General features: G+C 64.6%; 12 protein-coding genes, 1 tRNA gene and 1 pseudogene. 7 read left to right on the top strand and 7 right to left on the bottom strand.

What is annotated here, in order from left to right:
• Positions 1-16 precede the first annotated feature (16 nt).
• The 4 genes from MRBLMC3_RS17595 to MRBLMC3_RS17580 all read left to right on the top strand — a co-directional run bounded on the left by MRBLMC3_RS17595 (position 17) and on the right by MRBLMC3_RS17580 (position 3,175).
• A complete protein-coding gene (locus MRBLMC3_RS17595) occupies positions 17-748 on the top strand; it encodes a cytochrome b/b6 domain-containing protein (protein ID WP_363739500.1) in 732 nt (243 codons plus the stop codon).
• On the top strand, positions 745-1,497 hold the full coding sequence (locus tag MRBLMC3_RS17590; protein WP_363830900.1) for a molybdopterin-binding protein: 753 nt from the start codon (positions 745-747) through the stop codon (positions 1,495-1,497). The genes MRBLMC3_RS17595 and MRBLMC3_RS17590 overlap by 4 nt, the downstream gene beginning before the upstream one ends.
• Before the next feature lie 31 nt (positions 1,498-1,528).
• Complete coding sequence (locus MRBLMC3_RS17585; protein ID WP_363739504.1) at positions 1,529-2,770, top strand: cyclopropane-fatty-acyl-phospholipid synthase family protein; 1,242 nt, start codon at positions 1,529-1,531, stop codon at positions 2,768-2,770.
• A gap of 108 nt (positions 2,771-2,878) precedes the next feature.
• Positions 2,879-3,175: a hypothetical protein gene (locus MRBLMC3_RS17580; RefSeq protein ID WP_363739506.1), complete on the top strand. Its 297-nt coding sequence runs from the start codon at positions 2,879-2,881 to the stop codon at positions 3,173-3,175.
• A 51-nt stretch (positions 3,176-3,226) separates the two neighbouring features.
• Here MRBLMC3_RS17580 and MRBLMC3_RS17575 read toward each other — a convergent pair whose 3' ends face one another.
• The 4 genes from MRBLMC3_RS17575 to MRBLMC3_RS17560 all read right to left on the bottom strand — a co-directional run bounded on the left by MRBLMC3_RS17575 (position 3,227) and on the right by MRBLMC3_RS17560 (position 6,307).
• Positions 3,227-4,099: an FAD:protein FMN transferase gene (locus MRBLMC3_RS17575; protein WP_363830897.1), complete on the bottom strand. Its 873-nt coding sequence runs from the start codon at positions 4,097-4,099 to the stop codon at positions 3,227-3,229.
• A gap of 101 nt (positions 4,100-4,200) precedes the next feature.
• The gene (locus MRBLMC3_RS17570; protein WP_363830895.1) at positions 4,201-5,106 is read right to left on the bottom strand and encodes a DUF4198 domain-containing protein; all 906 of its coding nucleotides are present in this window, start codon (positions 5,104-5,106) and stop codon (positions 4,201-4,203) included.
• Between the two features lie 12 nt (positions 5,107-5,118).
• Positions 5,119-5,643 carry a DUF2271 domain-containing protein gene (locus MRBLMC3_RS17565; RefSeq protein ID WP_363830892.1) on the bottom strand — a complete coding sequence of 175 codons (525 nt, stop codon included), beginning with the start codon at positions 5,641-5,643 and terminating at the stop codon, positions 5,119-5,121.
• Positions 5,644-5,662: 19 nt separating this feature from the next.
• Positions 5,663-6,307, bottom strand: a complete 645-nt coding sequence (locus tag MRBLMC3_RS17560; protein WP_363830890.1) for a PepSY-associated TM helix domain-containing protein — start codon at positions 6,305-6,307, stop codon at positions 5,663-5,665.
• Positions 6,308-6,559: 252 nt separating this feature from the next.
• On the opposite strand from MRBLMC3_RS17560, the gene MRBLMC3_RS17555 reads away from it, so the two are divergent.
• The gene (locus MRBLMC3_RS17555) at positions 6,560-7,552 is read left to right on the top strand and encodes an MlaA family lipoprotein (RefSeq protein WP_363830888.1); all 993 of its coding nucleotides are present in this window, start codon (positions 6,560-6,562) and stop codon (positions 7,550-7,552) included.
• Between the two features lie 60 nt (positions 7,553-7,612).
• Here MRBLMC3_RS17555 and MRBLMC3_RS17550 read toward each other — a convergent pair whose 3' ends face one another.
• Both MRBLMC3_RS17550 and MRBLMC3_RS17545 read right to left on the bottom strand, forming a co-directional pair.
• On the bottom strand, positions 7,613-12,280 hold the full coding sequence (locus tag MRBLMC3_RS17550) for an NAD-glutamate dehydrogenase (RefSeq protein WP_363830885.1): 4,668 nt from the start codon (positions 12,278-12,280) through the stop codon (positions 7,613-7,615).
• Between the two features lie 395 nt (positions 12,281-12,675).
• Positions 12,676-13,947 (bottom strand): PAS domain-containing protein, encoded by a 1,272-nt coding sequence (locus tag MRBLMC3_RS17545; protein WP_363830882.1) that lies wholly within the window; start codon positions 13,945-13,947, stop codon positions 12,676-12,678.
• Between the two features lie 182 nt (positions 13,948-14,129).
• Here MRBLMC3_RS17545 and MRBLMC3_RS17540 point away from each other — a divergent pair.
• Together MRBLMC3_RS17540 and MRBLMC3_RS17535 are read left to right on the top strand one after the other, a co-directional pair.
• Positions 14,130-14,205 (top strand) — tRNA-Thr (locus MRBLMC3_RS17540).
• A gap of 14 nt (positions 14,206-14,219) precedes the next feature.
• The gene (locus MRBLMC3_RS17535; RefSeq protein WP_363830881.1) at positions 14,220-14,405 is read left to right on the top strand and encodes a DUF6538 domain-containing protein; all 186 of its coding nucleotides are present in this window, start codon (positions 14,220-14,222) and stop codon (positions 14,403-14,405) included.
• On the opposite strand, the pseudogene MRBLMC3_RS23110 reads toward MRBLMC3_RS17535, so the two are convergent.
• A pseudogene (locus tag MRBLMC3_RS23110) lies at positions 14,392-14,519 on the bottom strand (IS5/IS1182 family transposase); the annotation flags it as partial. The gene MRBLMC3_RS17535 and the pseudogene MRBLMC3_RS23110 sit on opposite strands and share 14 nt — an antisense overlap.

Here is a 14,519-nt window from a genome sequence, read left to right as displayed (position 1 = left end):
GGGGTAACAGTTGCCCATGGACCGTCTCTCATCCCAGGCAGGATCGGCCGAACCGAAGCTGGTGCTGCGCCACCGGTGGCCGACGCGTTTGTGGCATTGGCTGAATGCGTTGCTGCTCTACACGTTGTTCGCCAGCGGGCTTGGCATCTTCAACGCGCATCCCCGGCTCTATTGGGGGCAATATGGCGCGAATTTCGACCGGCCCTGGCTGGAACTTGGGCGGTTCGGACGCTGGCTGACCCTGCCCGCCCATTATGATCTGGCGATGTCGCGGCACTGGCATCTGACCGCCGCGCCGATCTTTGCCTTTGCGCTGCTCCTCTATATGCTCTGGAGCCTGTTCGGCGGGCATCTGGGGCGTGACCTCGCCTTCCGGCGGGGGGAGCTGGCGCCCCGCCACATCTGGCAGGACATCCGGGACCATGCCCGGCTGCGCTTCCCGACCGGCGAAGCGGCGCTGCGGTACAATGTATTGCAAAAGGGAAGCTATATCGGCGTGATCTTCGTCTTGCTGCCGCTCGTGATACTGACCGGGCTGACGATGGCGCCGGGGATGAACGCGGCATGGCCCTGGCTGGTCGACCTGTTCGGCGGTCGGCAATCGGCGCGCTCGATCCATTTCATCGCGGCCTTCACGCTGGTGGCTTTCTTCCTGGTGCATATGCTGATGGTGCTGCTTGCCGGCCCCCTGAACGAAATCCGCTCGATGATCAGCGGTCGATACCGCCTGCCCGAGGTGCGGCGATGAGCCTGATCCTCAACCGGCGCAGCCTGGTGCTGGGCGCCGCTGCGACGCTTGTGGGATGCGATCGGCTTGCGAAGAACGAGACAGTCCGCGAGACGCTGTTTTCCGCCGCGAATTTCCACAAATGGGCGCAGCGCAGCCTGATGGCGCGCGACGCGCTGGCCCGGGAGTTCCGCCCCGACCAGATTTCGCCCTTTTTCCGGCCCAACGGCACCGCCAATCCGAACACGCCCGAATATAAGGCGCTGTGGCGCCGCGATTTTGCCGACTGGCGGCTGGATGTAGCCGGACTCGTGGCACGGCCGCTGTCCCTTTCGCTGGCGCAGATCCGGGCCTTGCCCCATCGCGAGCAGATCACGCGCCATGACTGCGTCGAGGGGTGGAGTGCCATCGGCAAATGGCGGGGCGTGCCGTTGAAGCGGATTCTGGACGCGGCGGGGCTGCGGGATGGGGCACGCTACATCGTCTTTCACTGCGCCGACGACATGGGCGGCGGAGGCGGCTATTATGAGAGCATCGATCTGGTGGACGCCTTTCACCCGCAGACCATCCTGGCCTTCGCGCTGAACGACCGGCCCCTGCGCGTGGCGAACGGCGCGCCGCTCCGGCTGAGGGTGGAGCGGCAACTGGGCTACAAGCAGGCGAAATATCTGATGAAGATTGAAGCGGTTGCAAGTCTCCACGGCATAGCAGGAGGGAAGGGCGGCTATTGGGAGGACCGCGCCGGCTATGATTGGTATGCAGGCATTTGACGCGAACGAAATGACCTGACAGGGTGGTCCCATGAAATTGTTCGATCGCGTCATCAAACGGCTCGTCACGCGCGGCCAGCTCGACATTTACTATCATGACGGCAGGAAGATCACGGTCGGGGTCGCCGAACCCGGCTTTCCTGCGCTGGCGCTGAAATTCCATGATGCGCGGGTGCCGTTCGACATCATCAAGGATCCGCGCCTGGGCATGGCCGAGGCGTTCATGGACGGGCGGGTCACCATAGAGGGCGGCGGGATCATGGAACTGATCTCGCTCATCCGCATGAACAATGCGTGGGAAACGGGCAAGTCGATCAGCGACCTGGGTTCCGTCAAGCGTGGTTTCAAGGCGATCCGCCGGAAGCTGTGGGCGGCCAATCACCGTTCCCGTGCGAAGGCCAATGTCGCGCATCACTATGATCTGTCGGGCGCGCTCTACGCGCTCTTTCTTGACCGTGACCGGCAATATAGCTGCGCCTATTTCCCCGATGCCGACAATGAGGCGGGCATCAGCCTGGAACAGGCACAGGAGGACAAGAAGGCCCATATCGCGGCCAAGCTGCACCTGAAGCCGGGGATGAAGGTGCTGGACATAGGCTGCGGCTGGGGTGGCATGGCGCTGTACCTGCATCGCACCTGCGGCGTCGACGTGACCGGCATCACCTTGTCGGAAGAGCAGTTGAAAGTCGCGCGACAGCGGGCGCAGGACCTGGGCGTGGCCGACCATGTGCGTTTCGAACTGATCGACTATCGCGACATAGAGGGGCCATTTGACCGCATCGTGTCGGTGGGCATGTTCGAGCATGTCGGGACCAAGGATTACCGCACCTTCTACAACAAATGCCGCGACCTGCTGACGCCCGACGGGGTCATGCTGATCCACACCATCGGGCGGGTCGACGGGCCGGGGATCACCGATGCCTTCACCCAGAAATATATCTTCCCCGGCGGCTATATCCCCGCCCTGTCGGAGATGATCCAGGGCAGCGAGGGCACGCGGCTGATGGTCACGGATGTGGAGGTGTTGCGGATGCATTACGGCCTCACCATCCGCGAATGGTACAAGCGGACCCTGGCGCACAAGGCCGACATCATCGCGCTTTATGACGAGCGGTTCTTCCGCCTCTGGACCTTCTATCTGGCGGGTGCCGCCACGGTGTTCGAGCATGGCAGCATGGTGAATTACCAGGTCCAATATGTCCGGGACCGCCGCAGCCTGCCGATCACGCGCGACTATATGCTGGAGGCGGAAGGCGCCCTGCGCGGCCGCTGAGAATCCATGAACGGGGGCTGACGACGTCGTTCCCGGACGGTTCAGTAAGGTCGGCGCATCTTCCCACCATGGCCCGGTGACGGGTGTCCATGTTGAGGAGAGACGGACATGAATATCTTGTGGAAGGGTGCGGCGGCTCTGGGCCTGGCGATCACCGCCATGGGGGTCGGTGCAGGCCCTGCACAGGCGCAATATTATGGCGGCTACGGTTATCGCGACGGATATCACGGCGACCGTTGGGATGACCGCCGTTGGGACGGCAGGCGCGACTGGCGCGATGACGACCGCCGTCACTGGCGCGGCGACCGGCGCTACTGGCGCGGGCATTATCGCCAGCGTTGCTGGACGGAGTGGCGCTACAACCATTATCGCGACCGTCGCGTGAAGGTGCGGGTCTGCAACTGAGCCGGGCGATCCTCCTTGTCTTGCGATGAGGAGGATCCGACCATCCGCCATTCACTCCAGCATGGCGGCAAGGGCAGGGGTCATATATTCCTGCCCCCTTCCTTGCAGCCTTCGGATCAGGCAGGCAGCGATCCCGTGGCGGGTGGCGAGGGTCATGCCGGCGTCATGGCCAAGGACGGTGATCGCCGTGGCCCAGGCATCGGCCCACATCGCGCTGTCGTGGAGCACCGTCACCGAGGCGACATCGTTGGCGATCGGCGCGCCGCGGGCGGGATCCATGCTGTGGGAGAGGCGAGCGCCTCCTTCCTCGCGGAAGCGGCGATAATCGCCGGATGTCGCGACGGACAGGCCGCAAAGAGCGATGCGGAGGCTTGGCAGCGAAAGACCGGGAGGGGCCTCCACATCCACCCACCAGGGCTGAAGATCAGGCCTGACGCCTTGTCCGCGCAATTCGCCGCCGATTTCGACGAGGAAATGTGCCGCGCCCAACTCGCGTAGCGTATCGGCGACCATGTCCACGGCAAAGCCCTTGGCGATGCCTGAAAAGTCCAATGTCACATCAGCCATCCGCCGGGCGCTGCCGCCTTCGATCTCGATGACGCTCCAGGGGGAGGGGTGATGGGGCACGACGGAAAGGCCCGTCGGCCCGTTGGGACCAAAGCCCCATTTCTCCACCAGCCGGCCCACCGCCGGATCGAAGGCGCCGCCCGATATCCGGGCCATGTCCAGCCCGGCGCGCAGCACGGTCATCATGTCAGGGGGAAGCGGCATCCAATCGCCGACCGGCGCGGCGTTGAAGCGGCTGATGGCGGAATGCTCCTCCCAATTGCTCATCTGCGCAATGACCCGGCCCAGCACTGCCTCTATCGCAGCTCTGCTGTCGGGGGGTGCGTCCACGATGCGGGCGGACCAGCTTGTGCCCATGGTCGGACCGCAAAGGGCGCTGATCCTGCCCGCCCGATTGCTCGATTCGAACAGGGCGGGCGAGAGGCCGGGCGGGATGGCGATGCGGATCGCGTCGGGGATCAGCCCTGCACCTCTACCGTCATCGCATAGGTGGCGCGGTCTTGGGGCGGACCCATGAGCGGGCGGGGGCCGCCTTCACCCTGCGCCTGACCCTGCGGCCGCCCCGCGCCGGGCGCATTGCCTGTACCGCCCGCACCCGGACCAGGTCCGCGCCGTCCGCCGGAACTGATGCTGACCCAATACATGCCTGCTTCCGGCCAGGTGAAGCTGACCTTGCCGTTGGCGTCGGTTTTCGCGTCCATCTGCCCGAGGTCCGACCGATACCGGATGCCGCCCGGAATGGCGACGACATCCATGCCGGCTGCCGGCTTGCCGTTCAGCAGGAACTGGAAGGTGGCGGGTTCACCCACCGCAAGGTCATTGGGATGGGTGACGGGCACCATCTCCAGCCCCGTGCCGGTCGTTGCGAAGACCTTTCGGTCCGGTTCGCCCGCTGTCACGAAGGTTTCGATCCGGGTGCGCGCCGTCGCCGTCTGCACGTCTGTCGCGCCCTGCGGCACGGCGGTCGCCAGCGTCGCGGCCGTGGTGCCGCGGGGCAGCATCTTGCGCTCGCCATCCAGCATGTAGCTGCCCATCAGCATCTCGTTGACGATGGCGATCTTGTAGGTGCCCTTGGTCTTGATGCCCAGGTCGAAGGTCTGGCGCAACTTGCCGACGCTACGATTTTCCACTTGGACTGCACTGCCGTCGGGTGCGGTCACCACCGGCTGCCAGTCCTGGCCCGGATGGTCGAAATAATAAAGATCGCTCGAAATGGCGGCGTCCACCGTTACCCATTCATTGCCGGAGCCGGCGAACATGGTTTCGGAGGGCAGCATCCAGGGCCGCGCCGCGCCCGCCATTTGCGGCAGAGCCATGGCGACCGTCGCGGCGAGCAGGAACAGCGGTTTGCGGAACTTCATCATGGCTTCCTCCCCTCAGCGCGACAGCACGGCGTTGACCGCGCCCAGCTCGAACTGCCCACTGCCGCTGCCCTTGGCGCCGGCCGCCGTCACGTTGAGCGGGACGCGAACCACCTCGCGTCCTCCGGATTCGCGCGCGGCCTCCACCACCAGCGTGTATTTGCCGGGGGACAATGCCGGCATGCCGCCCTTGCCAGCGTGGAAGCTCAGCTTATGGGTGCCGGGTGCGCGGGTGGCGCCGGATATGCCGTCGGCAGGCAGGGTCAGCGAACGACCGGAGGCGCGCCACCACATGCGAATGTCGCGCAGCCATTTGACGCCGCCATTGTTGCGCTTGTCGACATCGTAGAGCACGGACAGGGTGCGGGCGGGCGTACCTTCCTTCTCCAGCCAGATCGCCACATAGGGGCGGTGATATTCCGCCACCGACAGGCGCGGCAGGGTGAGCGTGACGTCCAGCGTCTGCGCGGCCGCAGGCAGGGCGATTGCACTCGCGCCCATGGCTGCGCCAGTCAGGACGATCTTGTGGTTGATCTGCATGCGGTGAGGAACTCCCCCTTTAATGGATGAAGATGACGGCCAATATGGCCGGAATGGCGAGGCCCGCGGCGACCAGCGGCCAGGTGGTCGGGCGCTTCCTGGCGTGGAGCCAGAGCAGCAGCAGGCCGGTCAGGGCGAAGAGGAAGCAGGCAATGGCGAAGATGTCGATGAACCACTTCCAGACATCGCCGGCATTGCGGCCCTTGTGCAGGTCGTTGAGATAGCTGATCCAGCCGCGGCTGGTCGCCTCGCTGGTGACCTCGCCGCTATGCCGGTCGATCGATATCCAGCCGTCGCCGCCGGGGCGCGGCAAGGCAAGATAGACTTCGTCCGCTGACCATTCCGCTTCGCCCGCACCGCTTTGGCCGATCGTCTTCTCCACCCATTGGGCGATCGGAGCGGGCAGCGGCTTCCTGGCGTCGGGCGCATCGTCGGGTGCGACCTGCCCGCGCAGGGCAGGCGGCAGGATGGCGGATTTGCTCACCGTCTGCGGCGTGCCCTCCACATCGGCGGCGTGGTTCAGCGTGATGCCGGTGAAGGCGAACAGCAGCAGTCCGAGCAGGCTGATCGCTGAACTCATCCAATGCCAGGTATGAAGCTGTTTCAGCCAGAAGGCCTTGGGGCTCTTCTTCTTGTTCGGCTGAGTGCGGACGGGGGCGTGCATCGGAAGCGGGACGAGTCCTGTAGAGAAGAGGTGGCCTCCATAACGCGAACGACTCGCAATTGCAAACAGGGGGCGCGGCAAATTTGTATCAAAATGTATGCGACCGGATCATTGCCGATGAACGGCGGTCCGGCGCAGGGGGCGACGTCATGCTATTGACGCGTGACCCCTTGGCAACTAGCCGCCTTTGATGACGAGCGTGACACGGAAAATGTCATCAGTCGCAAAGGCCTGCCTGCAAGGAATGACGATATGCTGACGCCGGCCATAGCCGCTGGAATGCTGATGATGGGGGTACAAGCGGGACCGGAAGGGACGATGGCGCCGGCCTCCCCTGTGTCCACCGCCCCAGCGGTCGCCCCCCCTGCGATCGCTGCACCGGCGTCCGGAGCCTCCGTGGACCCGCAGGCGGCACAGGATGGTGCGTCGCCGGTGCTGGTCGTACCGCCTCCGCCGGTCATGCCGAACCTGCCGGGCAGCACCGCACCCGCGGCGGCAGCGCCGCAGCCGGGCGAGATCGTGGTGACTGGCCACACCCGGCCGCCGCCGGGCGATCCGCTGGAGCGGCTGAACGAAAAGAGCTTCGAGGCGGTGCAGTCCGTCGACAAGGCCGTGGTGGAGCCGGTTGCCAAGGCCTATAACAAGGGTCTGCCCAAGCCTGCGCGCAAGGGACTGCGCAATTTCTTCTCCAACCTGCAGGAGCCTGTGGTCTTCCTGGCCTATCTGCTCGAATTCAAGCCGGGCAAGGCGGTGGAGACGGCCGGCCGCTTCACCATCAACACCACGCTGGGGGTGGCGGGACTGTTCGACGTGGCGAAGCGCAAGCCCTTCTTCCTGCCCTATCGGCCCAACGGCCTTGCCAATGTGCTCGGCTATTATGGGGTAGGTCCGGGGCCTTACATGTATCTGCCGATCGTCGGCCCCACGACCCTGCGCGACATCATCGGCGACACGGTCGACAAGATGATCGTGCCCTTTGCCATCGGCAAGCCGTTCAACGAACCCAAATATGTCATCCCCGCGACGATTCTGAACCAGCTTGGCGAACGCGCCGCCTTTGACGAGACGATCCAGCAGATCCGCGACGAGGAAAATCCCTACGCCTATTATCGCGAACTATATCTGAAGCAGCGCAAGGCCGAGATCGAGGCGCTGCACGGGCGCGTGGTGGAGCCGCTGACGCCGGTCTATGGGCCGGGAATGGGCAAAGGGTCGGTGACGGCCGAGCCGGACGCGGCCGAATAAGTCTCTTCGATTGCCGCCCTTCCTGTCTTTGCGGAAGGGCGGCAATCGAGGGAAAGCGCTTTACCGCCCCAGCAATCCGCGCGCCTGGCCGGCAATTTCCGCCAGCATCGCGACATTGGGCGTCGCTGCCCCCTTGGCGCGTTGGACAAGGGCGCGGAACTGCTGGATCCGCGCACCCTTTGCCTTCAGCCAGGATTCGACATGATGGGCGATATCCTTGCCTGACCCCTGGGCGAGGAAGTCGAGCCGCACCTGCTGCATGTCGCGCGCCACCCCGGAAATCAGCAGACGTTCCCATGGATCGGACGGGGCCATGCGCGCGGCGGTGGACTGGACCCAGTCGATGCCGACCGCTTCGCCCAGATGGGTGAAGGCGCGGGTGAGGGCGACCTCGTCGAGTGACAGGCGTCCGGCCAGCGCGGCGATGCCGACCGCGCCATCCAGCTTGAACAGCCCGGCGGTGCGGCGGGTCAGGGCCTCTGGCGCGCCCAGGGACAGCAGGCGGTCGGAGACGGCCGTGACCCGGCGCAGCGCTTCGCTGGTGAGCAGGTCGTCCACCCGCTTCGCCAGCTTGTCCACGCCCTTGGCCAGTGCGCCATGCCCTGCCTGCGGCAAGGCGCCGGACGGGAGGCTGCGGAGAATGTCTGCGATCTGCGCCCGCATGCCATTGGCGATGTCGCCGAACAGCGCGAGGCGCGCCGCTTCGGACATCTCCGCCGCGTCGATATCCTCCCATAGCTGGCGGATGTCGTAGAGCCGCTCCGCGATCAGGAAGGCGCTGGCAAGGTCGGCCAGCGAACAGCCTTCTTCCTCCGCCAGTTCGAAAGGATGGATAAGGCCCAGCCGGTTGACGATCCGGTTCGCGACCTTGGTGGCGATGATCTCCTTCCTCAGCGCATGGGCGACGATGGCGTCCGCTTCCTTCTTGCGCATGGCGGGTGGGAAGGCCTGGGCGAGTTCGTCGTCCATGCTGCGGTCGGTGGCCAGGTTGCCATGCTCGATCGCGTCCTGCAGGGCCAGCTTGGCGGTCGAGAGCAGCACCGCCAGTTCTGGCCGGGTGAGGCCAAGCCCCTCCTGCCCGCGCCGCAGCAACTGGTCGTTGGCGGCCAGGCCCTCCACCTGCCGATCGAGCCGGCCTGACTCTTCGAAGGTTTCGATCAGCCGCACATAGCTCGCCAGCTCCGCCGCGCCGCCCGCCTCCGCGATGGACAGGCCGAGTGCCTGGAGGCGATTGTCCTCCAGCACGATGTCGGCCACGGCATCGGTCATGCTGACCAGCAGCTTGTTGCGGTCGTCGAAGGTCAGGCGGCCTTCCGCCATTTCCTTGTTGAGCGCGATCTTGATATTCACCTCATTGTCCGAACAGTCTACGCCCGCCGAATTGTCGATGAAGTCGGTGTTGATCCGACCGCCGCGCAGCGAAAAGGCGATGCGCGCCGCCTGGGTAACGCCCAGATTGGCTCCTTCGCCCACGACTTTCACGCGAAGCTGCTCGGCATTGACGCGCAGGCGGTCGTTGGCCGGATCGCCCACGTCGCCATGGCTTTGCGCAGCGGCCTTCACATACGTGCCGATGCCGCCGAACCAGAGCAGGTCGTTGGGGCTTTTCAGGATCGCGGAGATGAGCGCACCAGGCTCCATTTCCGTGTCGGTGACGCCCAATATCGCCTGCACTTCCGCAGTAAGGGGAATGCTCTTCAAGCTGCGCGGGAAGACGCCGCCGCCCTTGGAGATCAGCTTCTTGTCATAATCGTCCCAGCTTGAGCGGGGCAGTTGGAACAGGCGGTTGCGTTCCTCCCAGCTTTTCGCCGGATCGGGATCGGGATCGAGGAAGATGTGGCGATGATCGAAGGCGGCGACCAGCCTGATCGCCTGGCTGAGCAGCATGCCATTTCCGAACACGTCGCCCGACATGTCGCCGCAGCCGACGACGCGGACCGGTTCGCTCTGCACATCGACGCCCATTTCCGCGAAATGACGCTTCACGCTGATCCACGCGCCCTTTGCGGTAATGCCCATCGCCTTGTGGTCATAGCCATTGGAGCCGCCGCTGGCGAAGGCATCGCCCAGCCAGAAGTCCCGCTCCAGCGCCAGGGCGTTGGCGACGTCGGAAAAGGTGGCGGTGCCCTTGTCGGCGGCGACGACGAAATAGGGGTCGTCGCGGTCATGGATGACGACCTGCGCCGGGTGCTTCACCTTGCCCTTGACGATATTGTCGGTGACCGACAGCAGCGCGCGGATGAAGATGCGATAGCTTTCCGTGCCCTCGGCGAACCAGGCGTCGCGATCGACCTGCGGACTGGGAAGCTGCTTGGGATAGAAGCCCCCCTTCGCGCCGGTCGGCACGATGACGGCGTTCTTCACCCGCTGCGCTTTCATGAGACCCAGGATCTCCGTGCGGAAATCGTCCCGCCGGTCGGACCAGCGTAGCCCGCCGCGCGCAACGGGGCCAGCGCGCAGATGGATGCCCTCCACCCGTGGCGAATAGACCCAGATTTCGCGCCATGGCAGCGGCGCGGGCAGGCCGGGGATCTGCGCGCTGTCGAGCTTGAACGCTAGCGCCTCCTGCGCGACCGCGCTGTAGAAATTGGTGCGCAGGGTTGCGGCGATCACGGCGCGCAGCAGGCGCAGAACGCGATCCTCATCGATGGCGGTGACCTTCTCCAGTCCCGCCTCGATCTCCCGTTGCGCGGCGGCGGCCCGGGCGGGGCCATCCTTCGCCTCGGGATTGTGCAGCGCTTCGAACAGTTCGATGAGCTGGCGGGCGATGCCCTGCTCCCGCCGCAGCGTTTCGGCAAATGTCGCCATGCCATAGGCCATGCCGGTCTGCCGCAGATAGCGGAACAGGGCGCGCAGCAGCACGACCGATCGCTGGTCAAGCCCGGCGGTGACGATCAACTCGTTGAAGCGGTCATTTTCCGCCACGCCCTCTGTGACTTGGGCGATCGCCTCCGTAACGACGTTAGCGCGGGCGATCACGCCTTCGGCATCGCCCCCCGCCGGCAGTTCCAGGACGAAGCGCTGGACATGGCCAAGCGCACCTTCCTGCCCCTTGGCATCAACGGCCGTCAGCATCTCGTCGATGACGCGGAAACCGAAATTCTCGAAGGCGGGGACCACTTCGGACAGGGCGATGGCGTCATGGCTGTAGAGCTTCAGCCGCAGCCGCTCGGGCCCATCCTCTTCATTGCGATAGATACGGATCGATTTGTCGCCAGGCCCCGAAAGGCTGTGCAGCAGACGGATGTCTATGGCTGCCTCCGCCGGGCCGGCGCCGTTGCGATAGCCCATGGGGAAACCGGGAGCGTAACGCTGCGCCAGCGTTGCGGCGCGGCCCGCCTCCTCGCTTTCGGCCAATGCCTCCTCGACGGCGGGCAGCCAGCCCCGCACCATCTGTTTCAATTGCCGGTCGAGCGGCTGTTCATCGGGCACCACGCCACCGTCGCGCAGATCGAGCGTGATGCGCAGCAGCGCCAGGCCGCTTTCCTCCAGCGCGATCGACCAACTCAGCACCGGGCCGTTGCAGGCCTGGCTCAACATGTCCTGCACCGCGACGCGTCGCGCCGTGGTCAGTTCCTCACGCGGCAACCAGGCGAAGGCGTAGAGATGGCGGGCGAGCGCGCTCGTCCCCAGCACCAGCTTCGGGCGCGGCCGGTCGGTCAGCGACATGAAGGTCAGCACCAGCCGTTCCAGGGTCTCGCGGTCGAAGCCGATGAGGATGTCGTGGGGCAGGGCAGTCAGCGCATGGGTCAGCACCTTGCCCGCATGGCCGTGCGGATCGAAATCGAACTTGTCCATCAGCGCCGACAGGGCCGACCGCAGCAGAGGCACCTTGTCAGGCGTCGTCGCCAGCCCGGCACTGGTCCACATGCCAGCGTGGATGGACAGCGCCGTCACCTGCTTGCCCTCCCGCACTGGCACGATGATCATGTCCAGCAGGACGGGCCGATGGACCCGAGAGAGGCGGTTCGACTTGATGATGAGGGGCGCGCGCCTGCCTTCCTCGAACCAGTTGAACGCCGCCTCCAGCGTGGCGGGTGCCAGCATGGGCCGGTCGCGCAGGCCGCAGACGCCGATGCGTGCGCCCGCCTTCCCGTCGCGATGACGCACTTCATGGCCGATCTGGGTGAAGTGACGGGCAAGGAACCAGCGCAGCAGCGCCGCGCCTTCCTCGTCTGGCGCTGCGTCGGCGTCGGCGGCCATCGCCTCCCGCATCTTCGGCCAGTCGATAACCGCGGCGCGAACATCGGCCAGCGTTTCCTCCAACGCTTTCTCAAGCGCCCGGCGAGCCTTCGCATCGGCGCGGTCCGCCTCGATATAGATCATTGATTCCCGACGCGCGCCGGCGGCGTCATTGTCCAGGATCGCCTTCAAATGGCCGTTGCCGTCCCGCTCGACCGACAACACGGGATGCAGCAGGCGGTGGATGATGATGTCGGCTGCTGCCAGCGCATTTGCGATGGAATCGACCAGAAACGGCATGTCGTCATTGATGATGGCGATGCGCATGTAGCGGCCATTCGCCCCTTCGCCCAGCGTTTCCATGGCGATGGCGACGTTGCCTGGCCGGCGGGTCGCTGCAGTGCCGGCGATGAAGGCGGCTGCCGACAGCATCGCGTGCTGGTCGAAGCCTTCGCTTTCGCCAGGCAATGTGCCTCGTGCCAGCGCTGCCTCCAGCGCGTCGCTTATGCCCCGATCAACTTGCTTCGATTCAGCCAATGCCGTCATGCGCCTGCCTCTTGCCCGCGGGTTCAGTCCCGCTTCTGTCAACGGAGAAGACGCCGGAGAACCGCCGCGCGACTTCTCAAACCGATGCCGTCCACTATGCGCCACTGCATCCGGAGGCTCAACCCAGAATAAGAAATAAAGTTACATAAAATTGAAATATTATGTGCGGTGCAGCATGGGGCGGATGGCCCGTGAGGATAAGTCAGGAAATCGGGGCATGATCCCGTTCTGTCAATCTGCCGCGGCGGTTTCTGCCGATGGACAGGGCTTGAGCCGCGATGGGAACCCATTTGCGGCTTGGGAAGATCGCCCGAAGGCCATGCTGGCAAAAACCCGTCGGGAGGCGACGGGTTTCGAACGAACCGGGTGGATCGATGACGTCGCGGGTCGCGTGTTCAACCGGCAGCGGCGGTAATGGCGCGCTGGCTGATTTCCGATCCTTCCGGCAGAGCGCCGACGATGGCGAGCGATCCGTCCCTTTCCCGCCGGGCGATTACCACGGCCAGCCCGTCGCCGTCGGTGGCGATCGCGAAGGGATCAAGCGCGGCCGCCGTCCTCATCGCCGCGCGGGCGGTCTGCTGGCGATCGGGTCGGGCCGGACCGTCGGTGCGGCGCTGGGCGCGTTCGTTGCGGACCAGTGCTTTCAGCCCGCCATCATAATTGGCGAGATAATCGCCAAAGCTGCCCAAGGCGACATCGTTGGCACGGGCATGTTCCAGGGCCGTGGCATATTCGGTGATGCGCGTCTTGTCGTAGCTGGAGCCGAAGACCAGCTTGACGACAGCTGTCATCGGCGCGCGCGCCTGGACCTTGAGGCCGCTATCCTCCAGCAGTTCGGCATATTCGTCGGGCCGGGCAAGCGTGACCAGCGCAAAGTCGTAGCTGAGGCCGATGGCGCGATAGAGCGCCGCATGGCTGCGCGCTTCGCTGGTGCGTGCCTGCTCCGCACTGTCGCGGGCGAGGGCCAGCCAGTCGGCAAGGGGTGCGTCCTCATTCGGGCTTTCCATGCCGCCCAGGTCGAGCGTGTCGAACCCGTCGACCGCCGGACCGTCCGCCCAGATCGGTGCGACGGGCGGCGCGGCGGGGCTGGATAGCAGGGCGGCCTCCACCTCCCGATCGATTTCGGCCGTGACGGCCTGGCTTGCCGCTTCCTTCCAGTTGATGACGCCGAAGACGAAGTCGATCGTCTCGTCGTCGGAGGAGAAGGGCATCAAAATGCCGCGATAGAGGATTTCAGCGCCGCGCTGGTTGATGAAGCCGGCCTCGAACCCGATGGGTGCGGCATTGGCGATGATCTGCAGATAATGATCGGTCAGCCGTGACAGCAACGATCGGGCCGGCACATCATTGATATACTGGATGGAGCCCTCGATCTCGCACTCCTCGCGCAAGGCGGTGCCAAGATAGACGATGGCGGGATTCTCCAGCCCGGTGCTGAAATCCAGCAGGACGCTGTAAGGGCCGAAATCCTCCAGATCCTGAGGCGCGAGATCCTCAATGGACGGCAGGCTGCGGTCGCCGAGCAGCGACGCCCAATAATTATAGGCGCGCACCTGCATCCGGCGCTCATCCGCGCCGACAAGCGGCGGCGTTTCGATAGCCGCGTCGTCGGCAGGACCGAAATCATCCTCGTCATCGGCGATTTCATGCCCCCGCAGAGTGTCCATTCCATCGGTCCTTGGTTCAGGTAAAGCTTTTCCTTGAGAATCGACGGTGCCACGGGATGGTAAAGATGACGTAAAGGCGGGACAAAATGATGATCCGAAGCGGTCTGATGACGAACAGGACCGGCAAATCGCATTTGCCTCCTTGTCCTTCCCGTCAAGCGCTGTTATCTGCCCGCCCCAATGCCGCTTTAGCTCAGTTGGTAGAGCATCGCATTCGTAATGCGAGGGTCACGTGTTCGAGTCACGTAAGCGGCACCACTAACTCTAACACATTGAATTTGTTAGAGAAAATCCGCAAAATAGGGTTTGTTACGACTTTCTGCTGCAAACGTAGCAGGCGATTCTTGTCGACATATCTCCTTAGGCGCGACGGCGGCTCATACTATTTCCGGCGCGCTATCCCTGCGAATCTCCGTCCTTTCATCGGTGGAAGGCGGAAATGGATTAGGCGATGTTGACAAAAGATTTCAGCCATAGGCGCACGGCGGCGAGGTTAAGGAAGCTGGCGAAGGAGAGCGCGGTCTTGTCATAGCGGGTGGCGATGCGTCGCTGGTTTTTCATGACCCCGAACA

It is taken from the genome of Sphingobium sp. LMC3-1-1.1, assembly GCF_040676285.1.
Classification (GTDB): domain Bacteria; phylum Pseudomonadota; class Alphaproteobacteria; order Sphingomonadales; family Sphingomonadaceae; genus Sphingobium.
This window is presented reverse-complemented; position numbering and strand designations above follow the sequence as displayed.

Excerpts from the sequence above, each read along its gene's own strand:
- MRBLMC3_RS17555 (WP_363830888.1), top strand. The coding sequence starts at position 6,560 with ATGCTGACGCCGGCCATAGCCGCTGGAATGCTGATGATGGGGGTACAA.
- MRBLMC3_RS17550 (WP_363830885.1), bottom strand. The coding sequence starts at position 12,280 with ATGACGGCATTGGCTGAATCGAAGCAAGTTGATCGGGGCATAAGCGAC.
- MRBLMC3_RS17590 (WP_363830900.1), top strand. The coding sequence starts at position 745 with ATGAGCCTGATCCTCAACCGGCGCAGCCTGGTGCTGGGCGCCGCTGCG.
- MRBLMC3_RS17560 (WP_363830890.1), bottom strand. The coding sequence starts at position 6,307 with ATGCACGCCCCCGTCCGCACTCAGCCGAACAAGAAGAAGAGCCCCAAG.
- MRBLMC3_RS17575 (WP_363830897.1), bottom strand. The coding sequence starts at position 4,099 with ATGGGCACAAGCTGGTCCGCCCGCATCGTGGACGCACCCCCCGACAGC.
- MRBLMC3_RS17570 (WP_363830895.1), bottom strand. The coding sequence starts at position 5,106 with ATGATGAAGTTCCGCAAACCGCTGTTCCTGCTCGCCGCGACGGTCGCC.
- MRBLMC3_RS17565 (WP_363830892.1), bottom strand. The coding sequence starts at position 5,643 with ATGCAGATCAACCACAAGATCGTCCTGACTGGCGCAGCCATGGGCGCG.
- MRBLMC3_RS17580 (WP_363739506.1), top strand. The coding sequence starts at position 2,879 with ATGAATATCTTGTGGAAGGGTGCGGCGGCTCTGGGCCTGGCGATCACC.
- MRBLMC3_RS17595 (WP_363739500.1), top strand. The coding sequence starts at position 17 with ATGGACCGTCTCTCATCCCAGGCAGGATCGGCCGAACCGAAGCTGGTG.
- MRBLMC3_RS17585 (WP_363739504.1), top strand. The coding sequence starts at position 1,529 with ATGAAATTGTTCGATCGCGTCATCAAACGGCTCGTCACGCGCGGCCAG.
- MRBLMC3_RS17545 (WP_363830882.1), bottom strand. The coding sequence starts at position 13,947 with ATGGACACTCTGCGGGGGCATGAAATCGCCGATGACGAGGATGATTTC.